Origin of the sequence: Segetibacter sp. 3557_3 (assembly GCF_004354985.1) — a bacterium.
Taxonomy (GTDB): domain Bacteria; phylum Bacteroidota; class Bacteroidia; order Chitinophagales; family Chitinophagaceae; genus Segetibacter.
Genome location: NZ_SMSK01000001.1, coordinates 423,056 through 436,794, shown reverse-complemented (window position 1 = coordinate 436,794; position 13,739 = coordinate 423,056). Strand labels below are relative to the sequence as shown.

Below are 13,739 nucleotides of genomic sequence, written 5' to 3'. Positions count from 1 at the left end.
TCCGTCCATCCGCAATCCGTCCATCCGCCCATCCTCAATACCCAATCTCAACCCCCACCCTACAGCCGCTCGATCTCCTCGAATTTTACCCGCATGGTTTGGTTGCCGCGTTTTAAAATGATAAACAGTTCGCCAAAAATTACCTGCATACTTGCACGGATTTGCTCATCTGCACCAATCCGCCAATTGGTGTTTGCCAATACAAACCTGCGAATATGGTCCTTATAATTAAAATCAAGGGTTTTTCGCAATAACGTCGGGTCTTCAACAACCGACCAATAGATGACGTACTTGTTACCGGCAAGCAGTTCTTTTATTTTTAACAAATGTGCTTCGTTCGCCAGGTTTAATAGGTAGGCCATGGGATCGGTTTTAATTGCATTTAAGTGGGTTTTGCCCAAGCCGGGATCATCATAGTCGGTCAACAATAGCCCTGTTGGCTTTTCGGTGCCGGGTGGGTGCGTTATCCTTTTGTAAGACTGGCTAACGAGATAGATCTTTTTCAACAGCAATAACCTGTTGATATATTCGGGTTTAAACCGTACAAATGGCTGAACCATCAACGTGTCACTTTAATGAGTTCATTGATATTGGTGCTGTATCGGTGGCTAAGCATTTCCGCCTTCAGTCGGTACTTTTTTTCGAAACCCTGGACCGCAAAGCGCACTGTTTCTTTGCCAATGTTCCGGTTAATGCTGTCTATTGCGGAATTCACACGTTTTGTTTTGCCGTCATCAACATCGCTGAACATACTGTACTGAACCTCCGATTCGGGCACGAGGCTATCGACAATTACACCACATTTCAGGTAATTGAACCCTGGTTTATAAATCAGCTCAAACCCTTTCGACACGTACTTAATCAATTCAGGTGTATTGTTCGTTGCCGACTCAAGCTTTAGTTTTATGCTCATCATGTATTGCTTGTCTTCGGTACGGTGCGGGTTGGTTTGAAGGAAAAAGATTACCTCGCGTGCACAGGAATTTTGCTGACGGAGTTTCAATGCGCAATTTGCGGTATAGTTGCAGGCCGCTTCGAGAATTAGTGCTTTATCCGTTAGCAACGACCCAAATGAGCGTGAGGTGCAGATGTTCTTTTTAGTCCTGGCTTCAAATTGCCATTTGATTGCCGGAATGCCTTTAAGCTCGTTATACAGTCTTTGTCCAACCACACTCATATTCACCCTTACCCATTCCTCAGGCGCACCAACAAAGTCAAGCGCTGTTTTAAAACCATTTGTTTTTAAAAACAATGCATATTGATGCCCGATACCCCATATGTTGCCGACCTCGGTTGCAGCGAGCATTTCATCAATAAGATCCTGGTTTGCTGCCCAATGCACCCCAACTTCGCGCCATCGCTTTTTTGCATAGCGGTTGGCCATTTTTGCCAGTGTTTTTGTTGGCGCGATACCAACACATACCGGTATGCCCGTGTTTTTGATAACTGTCCGCCTGATCTGGATCCCGAGCTTTAGCAAATTGGTATGTTCCATATTGTGCATGTCAAGGAAGGCTTCATCAATGGAATAAATTTCGAGCCTGCTTACAAAGCCCGCGAGTGTTTGCATAACCCGGTCGCTCATATCGCCATAAAGGGTATAGTTGCTGCTGAAAACCTTTACATCGTGGTTCTTTACAATTTCACGGATCATAAATGCCGGAGTTCCCATGGAAATACCCAATGCCTTCGCCTCTTCGCTCCTTGCGATTGCACAACCATCGTTGTTGCTTAAAACGATAACCGGTTTGCCCTCCAACATGGGGTTAAAAAGCCGTTCGCACGAACAGTAAAAGTTGTTGCAGTCGACTAAAGCATACATTTTCTGACATCGTTTGAATGGGTGATAATGGCAGTTACAACACCCCATACTTTAAAGTCGAGGTCAGGCGTAATTTCAATGTCCTTGTATTTATTATTGGCCGGGCACAACCAGGACCGTATCGGGTTTTTCTTTAGAAACCTGACGATAAACTCGCCATTGAGCACAGCCAGTATAATGTCACCATTTTTCGGAGTCAACGACCGGTCGATAATGAGCTTGGATTGGGGTGGAATAAAGGCGTTCACCATTGAATCGCCTACATTTTCGGCGAAAAAAGTTGCGAGCGGATGTTTAATATACTCTCTATTCAGGTCTATCCGGTCTTCCATATAGTCGAGTGCCGGCGAGGGGAAACCTGTTGGCAAGTGTGATGTTTCTCCTTTCATTTTGCTAAAGATTTTAGTAAAGTTAGCAAAGGCCAGGCCACTCTACCAAAAAATGTGCATAACAAATAAGGCAACAAACGGCTGCGAACTTTGGGGTACCCGGCGATGCAGGAACCGCGGGGGCGTCTCTCCCGTAACCAGGAAAAACATGATGATACAAACACTAAGTAAGCTGATGTTTAGGCATGTTCTGTTTTCTCTGATTGGAAAAGCCGGGTTTTCAGTTTAACCGCATGGCTCAACCAGGAAAACTGCAGCCCGACCATGCCGGGTAACAATTCCCCCTCGATATAGGACAATATGAATATTTATAAATCCAGTACATTCGTTGCAATGGCACAGGACATCAAAAGAGAAACAATCTTACAGGCCGCGCAAAAACGCTTTGCCCATTTTGGCGTTAGTAAAACAACAATGACTGAAATAGCGGATGACGTTTCCATGTCAAAGGCTTCGCTATACTATTACTTTCCCGACAAGCTGAGTTTATATGGCGCAGTTATCCAGCACATTGTGGAAACAGATGAAACTGACCCGGAGGTTTATGCAGCCGAAAAAGATCCCGTAAAAGCGATGCTTTTTTATATGGATAACAGGGCGCGGTTCCTGTTGAAAAACTACAACATTCTTGAACACCTTCGAAACCTCAGCACCACGATCCCCGATGAACTACAGGCCATCTTCAGCCTTGCACGAAACAGGGAACAAAAAATTGTGCATGGCATAATAGATCGCGGAAAAGCTGCCAAGCTGCTGAAGGTAGACGATGCAAAAAAAATCACTGAACTCCTCCTTGACAGTCTTGAAGGGCTGCGATTTAGCAACCGTCAGCATAAAACAAATTTCTTTCCTGATAAGAAACAATTGGAAACGATGTTCAGGCGGGAAAAGGAACTCGCTACGATCTTCTTTAAAGGCCTTACCTGCTGAGCCGGTATCCAGGGCTTGCAAACGATTGCCTGATTGCAGCATTCAAATATATTAACCTGCAATGACACCTTAACAGTTCATTAAAAAATTTCCCTGGCAAAATCTTGCCGGGGCTTTTTATTTCTGTACTTTTGACTTCCAAACTAAAAAAGTCAAATAGTTATAAGGTTGAAAAGTAAAAATGAGAAAAGAAGAAACGATAAAGCACGAAACAATCCTCGAAGTAGCGAGCAGGCGGTTTTCACATTTCGGCATCGATAAAACAACAGTGACTGAAATTGCTGAAGACCTTGGCATTTCAAAACAGTCGCTATTCTACTACTACCACGATAAAAACAGCCTGATTAAAGCAGTGGTAGAAAAAATCATTAACGAGTTTGAAGTTGCAACAACCCGCCTGTTCCAAACAGCACCGTCGTTAGAAGCAGCTTTGCTGGGAATGATCGAGTTAAAAAGAAGCTTCTTCAAACAATACCAGTTGATGGCGGTTCCGGGAAATAAAAGAGACCTCAATAACCTAAAGCCTGCGCTTACCGGGCTGTATAACAATGCCAGGAAAACGACTTGTTCACTGATCAGCGAAATGATTAAAAAAGGAATTCAGACCAACGAGTTGGAATGTGCCGATCCGGAAGAGACAAGTGAACTCATCATCGAAATGTTTACCGCATTTGAACATTGCAACGCACAACAAAATAAGGTACCCGACGAGCAGCAGTTTGATCAGTTGTTTGATAAACAGAAACAGGTGTTGAAACTAATTGTAAACGGTTTGAAGACAAAACATGAAACAACAAACGCATAAATACAGTATACCAGTAATGAAACACGAAGTCAAAAAACAGCTTGTAGCAAGCCTTTGCGCACCCGTTAAACCGGGAAGCGTTAAGCTGCTTTTGGCTTGCCTCTTTATTTTTTGGGGCTTCGCAAATGCGATATCACAGCCGGTTCAGCTTCAGCTAAAAGACGCATTAAATTATGCGCTAACGGCAAACCAGAATGCAAGAAAAGCAAAGCTTGATGTGGAAAACAGCCAATACCGGATTGATGAAGTTAAAGCAAGGGCATTGCCCCAGGTGAACGGATCGGGCGCATTGAACTACAATCCCCTATTGCAGCTTAGTGCATTGCCGGGAGAACTCAACATGAATAATCCGGGTCAGCCATTGCTAATTGCTTTCGGACAAAAATGGAACTCAAACCTTGGGGTATCACTTTCTCAAACCCTGTATGATCAATCGGTTTTTACGGGCTTGAAAGCTGCAAGAACAACCAGTGAGTTTTACCGCCAGAATCTTCAGCTTACCGAAGAGCAATTGATTGAGCAGGTGGCTACCAATTACTACCAGGTACTTGTACAAAGGCAGAAAATGTCGGTGCTCGACAGCACCATAAAGATCACCGCCAAAGTACAATCAATCTTGCAGGGCCAATACGAGAACGGGCTGGCAAAGAAAATCGATGTGGACCGTATTGCGGTTAATTTTTCAAACCTCAGGAGCAGTCGTCAGCAATTGATAAACGCACTGGCATTGATGGAAAACCAGCTGAAGTTCTTAATGGGCATGCCGATTGAAACACCGATCATCATCCCGGAAGTATCCTTAAATGCCATCCAGCCAAAAGCTGTTCCGGCAAGTGAAAACGCATCAATAGAAGGCCGGACTGAACTTGCTGTATTGGCTACCCAGGAAAGCCTTTTAAATTACCAGAAGGAAGCGTATAAATCAGAATATTACCCCAGCCTCGCGCTGAATGGATCTTATTCGTACCAGGGGCTTGGCAATACCTTCCCCGTATTTAAAGGTGTACAAAAAGGCGCCAACTGGTTTGATGTGGCCTCCGTTGGACTTAGTCTCAGGGTGCCCATATTCAACGGCTTTGCAACTAAGTCGAGGTTGCGCCAGGCGGATGTAAGCATTAGGAAGTTACAGGAAGATATCACATCAACCAGGCTTTCGCTAAACCTGGCCTACGAAAACGCCAAAACGCAGATCAACAACAGCATCATAACATTGAGTAGTCAAAGGACAAACGTTGAGCTGGCACAGCAAATCTTCTTTAATACACAGAACAATTATAACAATGGTTTAGCCCCGTTGACCGACCTGCTCTCAGCAGAAAATTCTTTAACGGAAGCACAAAACAACTACTCCGCTGCCTTACTCGATTACCGCATTGCCGAGATACAGCTGATTAAATCACAGGGAACCCTAAGATCATTACTAAACTAACAAACAAATAAAAATGAAAAGCAATCGCATTATCAAAACACTCACCACCATACTGATCATAGCAGCCATTGCAGGTTCTATTGGTTGGGTGCTGACCAACAACAAAAAGAAAAATGCCGAAAAAACAGCCGAGGTAGCAAAAGGCAGCAGTGAAGTTGCAGTACGGGTGCAGCAGGTAAGCAAGGAGGCTATTAATCTTGATTTTGCTGCCAATGGAAACTTTGCCCCTGCACAACAAATGGATTTCGCAGCGGAAAACTCCGGCCGTGTTGTACGGGTTTTGGTTGACGAAGGTAGCCAGGTACGTCGTGGGCAAACCCTTGCTGTAATCAACGCAAATAACCTGTCCATAGATCTTGAGAGTGCACAGGCTAATTATCAAAATGCTGTACGCGACAGGGATCGTTACGACAACGCATTTAAAACTGGCGGTGTTACCCAACAGCAGCTCGACCAGGCCAGGCTTGCAGTTGAAAATGCGCAGGCACGTGTGGCACAGGCGAGAATTCGGGTAGGCGACGCTAACATACGGGCAAGCATTAATGGCATTGTTAACAAGCGCTATATCGAGCCAGGAGCGGTTGTATCGCCTGGTGTTAAGTTGTTTGAACTGGTAGATGTGTCGAAACTGAAGCTTAACGTTACTGTTAATGAGAGCCAGGTAGCTCAACTAAAAACGGGTGATAAAGTGGAAGTAAGGGCAAGCGTGTTCCCCGACAAAAAGTTTACCGGACGGGTAAGCTTTATTGCAGCCAAGGCTGATAATACCCTCAACTTCCCGGTGGAAATTGAAGTTGCCAATACCGCCGGCAATACGATAAAGGCAGGCATGTATGGTACCGCGATGTTTAATTTTCCGGGCCAGGTACCCGTTAAGCTTGTACCCAGGAGTGCTTTCGTGGGAAGCGTAAGCAGTAACCAGGTTTTTGTACTGGAAAACGGAAGTACCGCCCGGATCAAAAAAGTTGTTGCGGGTCGTATTATGGGCGAGCAGGTGGAAATTCTGCAAGGTTTGGAAGAAACGGATACCGTAATTACCAGTGGCCAGATCAACCTGGTGGATGGAAGTACTGTGGCCCCGATAAAATAATCCTGATTGTTAAGGTGCCTGTGCCAAAATGGTTCAGGGCACCTCTATCAGCACATAAGCTATAATAAACGAAACATGAAAATTGCAGAGATATCCATAAAACGGCCGACGCTGGTAATCGTACTCTTTACGATCCTGATAGTTGGCGGCCTGTTGAGTTACTCATCGTTGAACTACGAATTGCTGCCAAAATTCAGCCCTTCAGTTGTTTCAATTACGACCATATATCCTGGTGCTTCACCCAGTGAGGTGGAAAATACCGTTTCTAAAAAGATTGAGGATGCGGTGTCATCCATGGAGAACATCAAGAAACTTGACACACGATCATTTGAAAGCGTTTCAACTGTAGTGATCACGTTTAAAAGCGGCACTGATGTCGATTACTCTTTAAACGATGCGCAACGTAAAGTGAATGCAATTTTGAAAGATCTGCCGGAAGGCATTGATCCTCCATCGCTAAACAAGTTTTCGCTCGACGACTTGCCTGTGATGACGTTGTCGGGCTCGTCAAAGCTCGACGAAGCAGCCTTTTACGACCTGATGGACAAGCGTATTGCACCCGTTCTTTCGCGCGTTGAAGGTGTGGCCCAGGTAAACCTTATCGGTGGCCAGGAGCGGGAAATACAGGTAAGCCTCGACGCAAACCGTCTTGAAGCAAATAAGTTATCGCTGATACAGGTTCAGAATGCAATCCTCTCATCAAACCTCGACTTTCCGACCGGAAGTGTGCAAACGCGTGAACGCGACATCCTTATCCGTTTAAGTGGTAAGTACAAAAACGTTGATGAGCTACGCAACCTTGTTGTTGCTACATCTCCAACGGGAGCACAGATCCGGCTTGTTGACATTGCAGATGTGCAGGATGCACAAAAAGACGTTGACAAAATAGCCCGTGTAAACCAACGGAGCGCTATTGCTGTACAGGTACTAAAGCAGTCCGATGCAAATGCCGTTGCTGTTAGTGAGCAGATCCGCGCAGGCATTACCAAACTGCAAAACGACTACAGCAGTGCGGGTTTAAAAATTGACGTTGCAAACGACAGTTCCATCTACACCTTGCAGTCTGCTGATGCGGTTATTCACGACCTTATGATAGCGATTGTACTGGTTGCTTTTGTGATGTTGTTTTTCCTGCATAGCATAAGGAACGCGTTGATCGTGATGGTAGCGATACCAGCATCGCTAATCGCAACCTTTATTGGGATGAGCCTGCTCGGTTATTCATTAAACCTGATGAGTCTTCTCGGACTGTCGCTGGTGGTAGGTATATTGGTGGATGACGCCATCGTGGTATTGGAAAATATTTACCGGCATATGGAAATGGGCAAAAACAGGGTTCGTGCAGCATATGAGGCAACCAAGGAGATCGGGTTTACCGTTACCTCCATCACACTTGTAATCGTTGTGGTGTTCGTGCCGATTGCCTTGAGTACAGGGCTTGCAGCAGACATCATCAAACAGTTTTGCGTAACCGTATCCATCGCAACACTGATGTCGCTATTGTCGTCGTTTACGATTGTGCCCTGGTTGTCCTCGCGCTTTGGTAAGCTTGAACGTATAACAGGCAAGAGTATGTTTGGTAAAGTGATCATTGCTTTCGAAAGAGGACTTAACCGTTTTACGGATTTCGTAACCGGGATATTAAAGTGGTCGCTTGCACACAAGAAAACTACACTGGCCCTGGTGTTTGGGTTGTTGATTGGTTCTTTTGCGCTGCTAGGCGCAGGTTTTATCGGTGCAGAGTTCTTTGCAAAAAGCGATCGTGGGGAGTTCCTGGTGCAGATTGAAATGCCAAAAGACGCCTCAATAGAACAAACAAACGCAATCACACAGAAGGCCGAATTGTACCTGAAAACAAAACCTGAAGTAACAAGGGTAATTACCACCGTTGGACAGTCGAGTGAAGGTATGGGTGCATCCCAGGCAACTCCATACAAATCGGAAATCAACGTTCAACTGGTACCCAGGAAAGAAAGAAAAGATGAGTCAAGCATTTATGCGGCAAAAACAAAACGTGAGCTTGCTCCCCTCCTTGTAGGTGCAAAAGTAAAAACAGTGCCGGTTAGTATTCTTGGTTCTGCGGAACAGGCTCCACTTGCGCTGGTGGTAACAGCTCCCGAACTGGACAGCGCACTGGTGTTCGCAAATGCCGCGCTTGGTGAGTTAAGAAACATTAATGGTGCTACCGAAATGCGGTTGTCGGTTGAGTCGGGTAACCCCGAGATTAATGTGCAGGTGGATCGTGATAAGATGGCCGCACTTGGTTTAAGCCTTGCAACCGTGGGTTCGACCATGCAGACCGCCTTTAGCGGCAATACGGATGGCAAGTTCAGGCAGGGTGAATATGAGTACGACATCAACATCCGCTATGGTAGTTTTAACCGCCAGAGCATACAGGATGTTAGCAACCTGCTGTTCATCAACAATACAGGCCAGCAGGTACGTTTATCCCAGTTCGCCGACATCACCGAAGGTTCAGGTCCGAGCCAGTTGGAACGTCGTGACAAAAGCACTTCCGTTACGGTACAGGCACAAACGGTTGGACGGCCAACGGGTACCGTTGCGGCTGAATGGGAAGCAGCCCTGCAAAAGGTAAGGAAGCCTACAGGCGTAGCAACCATCTGGAGTGGCGATATGGAAAACCAGAGTGAAGGATTTGGTTCTTTAGGTATTGCCCTGATGGCTGCGGTCGTTTTAGTGTACCTGATCCTCGTGGCATTGTACAACAGCTTTGTATATCCATTTGTGGTGTTGTTTTCTATTCCGCTTTCTATTATCGGTGCGTTGCTTGCATTGGCGCTGACCAACAATTCGCTCAACCTGTTTACCATCCTTGGGTTGATTATGCTGATCGGACTGGTTGCAAAAAATGCAATTATCCTGGTTGACTTCACTAACCAGCGAAAAGCAGAAGGTGCATCAACCTACCAGGCGTTGATTGATGCGAACCATGCGAGGTTGCGCCCGATATTGATGACCACAATTGCAATGGTTATTGGTATGTTGCCGATTGCCCTGGCATCCGGCGCCGGTGCAGAATGGAAAAACGGCCTTGCATGGGTGATCATCGGAGGACTTGTAAGTTCACTCTTTCTTACGCTTGTAGTGGTACCGGTGATGTACGCGATTTTCGACCGGCTGATCAACAGGTTTAGTAAGAAGAAAGATCAACCAATTGAAGAACTGATGGAAGCAGAATACACCATTCTGCCAAAGCATGAGGCTGCGTATGATCATTTGCATGCGTAAGCTTTAAATTGGCTAAAATATTTAATAGTTTTGTTATGTCTTCAGGGTACCCACGGGTGCCCTGAATGCTTTGTACAATATGAACCATGGCTGATTGTTCTATTAATCTGCTTGCCACCTGCCTCCTTTTCTATCCTTAACTAACTGCTATGTTTGGTAAATTTTTCTATACCCTTGGTGCGATTCTGCTGATGTTGAAGGACTCTTTCAGTGCACCTGAAAACCGGAAACTTTACTGGCAGCAATTTATGGTTGAATGTACCTCCATTGGTATCGGGTCCCTCCCTATTGTAGCAATTATTTCAGTCTTTCTCGGAATGGTTATGACGATCCAGACTTCGTACCAGCTGGTAAGTCCGCTCGTTCCTAAAACCATTATAGCAGGTGTTGTAAGGGACTCCGTTGTGCTGGAACTTTCGCCAACCGTGGTTTGTATTGTACTGGCTGGCGTAGTAGGTTCCAGGATCGCTTCGGAACTTGGAAATATGCGTGTTTCCGAACAGGTGGATGCTTACGAAATCATGGGTATAAACACCAAAGCATACCTGATACTGCCGAAGATCGTTGCATCTATCCTGATGTTCCCGGTGCTGATACTGATTTCGATCACGCTTTCACTCGTAGGTGGAGCCATTGCAGGTACCCTTGCAGGGATCATCAGCCTGGAAATTTACCAACAAGGTTTGGTCAACGGCTTTAAGGGTTTTACCATTGCTGTAGCGATGGTAAAGTCTGTAGCTTTTGCCACTTCCATTTCATTGATCAGCTGCTATAACGGCTACTTTGTGCGGGGTGGTTCACTTGAAATTGGAAGGGCCTCCACAAAGGCCGTAGTGGTGAGTTGTGTTGCTATCCTGGTGTTTGATTATATTATCACGGCGTTGATGTTGTAGCAACCTTGCGTCAACAATGCCGGATTCATTGATCCCGTGAAAAGAATCAGTAACCAGATGAATTAGAGGTAAATAAGCCTGAATTACCCTGCGGCGTTGAATGCACTTTGGGTTACGTTTAATCAATATACTGCACCATATAAACACATATTCATGGCTGATGAAAATCAACGGGAATTTTGGCAACGTGGCCAGGTTGAAAACATTCCGGGGCTACTGCAACCTGTTGCACATGCACTATTACAAGCCCGGCAAGAGGTTGGCGAGATGATGACGGGATTTCCTCCTGCACTCCTATGGGAGAAACCTGCGGGTGTAGCATCGCCGGCGTTTCACTTACAACACTTAACGGGTGTGCTTGACCGGCTGTTTACTTATGCCCGTGGCGAAAGCTTGAGAGAGGAACAGTTCAACTACTTGCGGCTGGAAGGAATGCCCGCTGATGTCTCGCCGGTTACACTTGTTGATACCTTCTATTTGCAGGTAGACAAAGCACTGGAAAAACTCGGCAATACAGATGCGCGGTTGCTGGAAGAGCCCAGGTTGGTTGGACGGGCACAAATTCCTTCAAATGTTTTGGGATTGTTGTTTCATGCTGCGGAACATACGATGCGGCACGTTGGCCAGTTGTCGGTTACGGTCAGGGTGCTTAAATCTGCAAGCTAGCAACATCGGTTCACTACTAAGCCGTGCTACGTAATTAACCAATAACGGGGTAAATCTCCGGCTTGAACCTGATGGTATTCTAGGTGGCTTATAGATAGCATTGGACAGCCCCATAAACAAGGTTTGGGGAAACCATCGTGCGCCCATTTGATCAATTAATTACCCGGAAAATCTGCTTCGGGTTTTGCAGCAGGCTTGACCAGTTACCCAGGCTTTTGCTAGCCGCTTTTACTCACCTGATTATGAACGCTCGATGATTTCGTTCCCGGGATATTGAAATGGTACGCAATTTGAAAAATCGTAATATGAGACCAGCTTGCCATACTCTTACCCTGGCCTCTGCTTAATACCTCCATATGCAAACAACAAACAGGGTTGCAGATCAGCTGTTACCAAAACTTCCCGGATTTCTGCCGGCAGCAAACACGAAAGTCCCCAATCAAAGTTTATACAAAAGCCTGGCGTGCCTTGTTGACTATACAAAGGCGAAGATACTTGCGCACGATTTTCCCAGTGTGAAGCAATGTTTCGATGTTGCCGAGGGCATCTACGAGCATGGCAGTCCCCCGGAAAAAAATGCGGTAGAGACGATATTTGTCTATGCCTTCTCCGCATTTATGCATGGGTATGACGATGCCACTGAACAGCAGGTGCAATCATTAATGCCCGCCTGTCTTCGAAGTGCCTATGTTCGACAAATACTTGACTCGGGGATTTAGATTGTTGGATTGGCGGATTGCGGATTATCGGATTGGCGGATTGATCAGGGCAAGTTGATTGGTGATTTGTTGAACAGTTGATAAGTTGAGAGGTTGATTGGTTGAAAAGTTAATAAGTTGAGAGGTTGATTGGTTGATAAGTTGAACAGTTTGCTGAGCAAAACACTTCAACATAGCAGTCGCTCTTCTTTTTTAATTTTTAATTTTTAATTTTTTCTCGGTTGCCTCTAGCTTCATCTGTACAAGAGTGCGACGCAACGGCAGCCAAATAGCGCTCCCATCGCCTGGTCCAAAAAAATCTTCCTGCTTTAACCCGAGTTGGTCCGTTCGGGATCTGCTTCGTGGATTATCCGGATTGCCGGGCCTTTAACTCGAGGTATTTGTTGAGTGCCTGCACGGTGAGTTGGGCGGGCGGGGTTAAGATTGAGGTGATGCCAAACTGCTCCAGTTCTTTTGCGATGAGCCTTTTTTCGTAAGCAAACTTTTCGGCGATCGTTTTGGTATACACTTCCTCGACCGTATTTGCCGGAGCGTTTAAAACCGCTTTTAGTTCGGTGTTTTCGAAAAAGACGGTTACGAGCAAATGATGTTGCGCGATTTTACGCAGGTAAGGCAATTGCCTTCGCATACCGTTCAGCGACTCGAAATTCGTAAACAACAACACCAGGCTTCGCTGGTTTACCTTTCTGCGCAGTTCCACATACAACTGTTCATAGTCGCTCTCGAGGTAGCGCGTTTTCTGGTTGTACAAAAGCTCGAGTATAAGTTGCATTTGGGTGGGCTTTTTATTCGCAGGAAGAAACGCACCCACCTTTTCGCTAAACGTAATCAGTCCTGCTTTGTCCTCCTTTAAGAGTGCAACGTTGCTCAGGACCAGGGTGGCGTTGATGGCATAATCCAGCAAACTCAAACCCTCAAACGGCATCTTCATTACACGGCCTTTGTCGATGATGCAGTACAGTTGCTGGCTTTTTTCGTCGGTAAAGTTGTTTACCATTAAGCCTCCTTTTCTTGCAGTTGCTTTCCAGTTTAAGGTACGGTAATCATCGCCCTGCACGTAATCCCTGATCTGCTCAAACTCCATGCTGTGCCCAAGCCGGCGAACCTTTTTTATGCCGATTTCGCTGAGGCGATGACTAATTGCCATCAACTGGTATTTGCGCATCTGGATATAGGAAGGATAAACGGGTACATCGGCATGTTGCCTGAATTGGTAACGGCGACTGACCAACCTGAAGAACCCCTTGATGTAAACCTGGATACTGCCGAAATTATAGACACCGCGTTTTACGGGTCGCAAGTTGTAGTCAATTACAATGGTACCACCTGCGGGGATGGTTGACCCAAACAAGACATCTCTCCGCTGAAACTGGTGGGGAATTTCATCGATTACCTGGGCCAGCACACTATGCCCATAGCGGCTACTCAGGCGGATTTGGACAGGATTTTCATCGCCATTGCTAAAACGTTCCGCATGGGATCGCCAGGCCCTAATACCATCTTTTGTAGCAAACAAAAACAAGTAATCGGCCACAACAAGGCATATGAATATTAACAGTGCAACGTACGGCAGGATGCCCAGCCAGGGAAGAAAAAAACGGAAAATGAAAAATATTGCGCAACCCACCATGCCCAGGTAAAACCGGGAGGTGAGAAAAAGAGAGCCAATATAATATGACCAGGTTCGCTTCATAATGGAGACGTTCGACAATCCAAAGCCGTAGGCGGTTATCATCGCAGAAGGGAT

Annotated in this window: 12 protein-coding genes; 8 read left to right on the top strand and 4 right to left on the bottom strand. The window is 45.9% G+C overall.

From position 1 onward, the window contains the following. Positions 1-59: 59 nt before the first annotated feature. From EXU57_RS01530 to EXU57_RS01520, 3 genes are read right to left on the bottom strand one after another with little or no spacing between them, the layout of a single operon-like run. Positions 60-560, bottom strand: coding sequence for a hypothetical protein (locus tag EXU57_RS01530; protein WP_133266393.1), 501 nt, complete (start codon positions 558-560; stop codon positions 60-62). Beyond that, positions 560-1,822 carry a Y-family DNA polymerase gene (locus EXU57_RS01525; RefSeq protein ID WP_133266392.1) on the bottom strand — a complete coding sequence of 421 codons (1,263 nt, stop codon included), beginning with the start codon at positions 1,820-1,822 and terminating at the stop codon, positions 560-562. Before EXU57_RS01525 ends, EXU57_RS01530 begins: the two co-directional genes overlap by 1 nt. Next, complete coding sequence (locus tag EXU57_RS01520) at positions 1,810-2,211, bottom strand: LexA family protein (RefSeq protein WP_133266391.1); 402 nt, start codon at positions 2,209-2,211, stop codon at positions 1,810-1,812. The genes EXU57_RS01525 and EXU57_RS01520 overlap by 13 nt, the downstream gene beginning before the upstream one ends. A gap of 300 nt (positions 2,212-2,511) precedes the next feature. Between EXU57_RS01520 and EXU57_RS01515 the strand changes: the two genes are divergently transcribed. The 8 genes from EXU57_RS01515 to EXU57_RS01480 all read left to right on the top strand — a co-directional run bounded on the left by EXU57_RS01515 (position 2,512) and on the right by EXU57_RS01480 (position 11,992). Further along, positions 2,512-3,141, top strand: coding sequence for a TetR/AcrR family transcriptional regulator (locus tag EXU57_RS01515; RefSeq protein ID WP_207955357.1), 630 nt, complete (start codon positions 2,512-2,514; stop codon positions 3,139-3,141). Positions 3,142-3,322: 181 nt separating this feature from the next. Beyond that, positions 3,323-3,946 carry a TetR/AcrR family transcriptional regulator gene (locus tag EXU57_RS01510; protein WP_133266390.1) on the top strand — a complete coding sequence of 208 codons (624 nt, stop codon included), beginning with the start codon at positions 3,323-3,325 and terminating at the stop codon, positions 3,944-3,946. 16 nt (positions 3,947-3,962) lie between these two features. Then, entirely contained in the window at positions 3,963-5,375 is a 1,413-nt protein-coding gene (locus EXU57_RS01505; protein WP_133266389.1) for a TolC family protein, read from the top strand. Positions 5,376-5,388: 13 nt separating this feature from the next. Continuing rightward, on the top strand, positions 5,389-6,465 hold the full coding sequence (locus EXU57_RS01500) for an efflux RND transporter periplasmic adaptor subunit (RefSeq protein WP_207955356.1): 1,077 nt from the start codon (positions 5,389-5,391) through the stop codon (positions 6,463-6,465). A gap of 75 nt (positions 6,466-6,540) precedes the next feature. Beyond that, positions 6,541-9,714, top strand: a complete 3,174-nt coding sequence (locus EXU57_RS01495) for an efflux RND transporter permease subunit (RefSeq protein ID WP_133266388.1) — start codon at positions 6,541-6,543, stop codon at positions 9,712-9,714. 149 nt (positions 9,715-9,863) lie between these two features. Next, on the top strand, positions 9,864-10,607 hold the full coding sequence (locus EXU57_RS01490; protein WP_133266387.1) for an MlaE family ABC transporter permease: 744 nt from the start codon (positions 9,864-9,866) through the stop codon (positions 10,605-10,607). A 153-nt stretch (positions 10,608-10,760) separates the two neighbouring features. Then, complete coding sequence (locus EXU57_RS01485) at positions 10,761-11,273, top strand: DinB family protein (protein ID WP_133266386.1); 513 nt, start codon at positions 10,761-10,763, stop codon at positions 11,271-11,273. 356 nt (positions 11,274-11,629) lie between these two features. Next, positions 11,630-11,992 carry a hypothetical protein gene (locus tag EXU57_RS01480; RefSeq protein ID WP_133266385.1) on the top strand — a complete coding sequence of 121 codons (363 nt, stop codon included), beginning with the start codon at positions 11,630-11,632 and terminating at the stop codon, positions 11,990-11,992. Positions 11,993-12,338: 346 nt separating this feature from the next. Here the strand turns inward: EXU57_RS01480 and EXU57_RS01475 are convergent, their stop codons facing one another. Then, positions 12,339-13,727 (bottom strand): DUF58 domain-containing protein, encoded by a 1,389-nt coding sequence (locus EXU57_RS01475; protein ID WP_243745473.1) that lies wholly within the window; start codon positions 13,725-13,727, stop codon positions 12,339-12,341. Positions 13,728-13,739 lie beyond the last annotated feature (12 nt).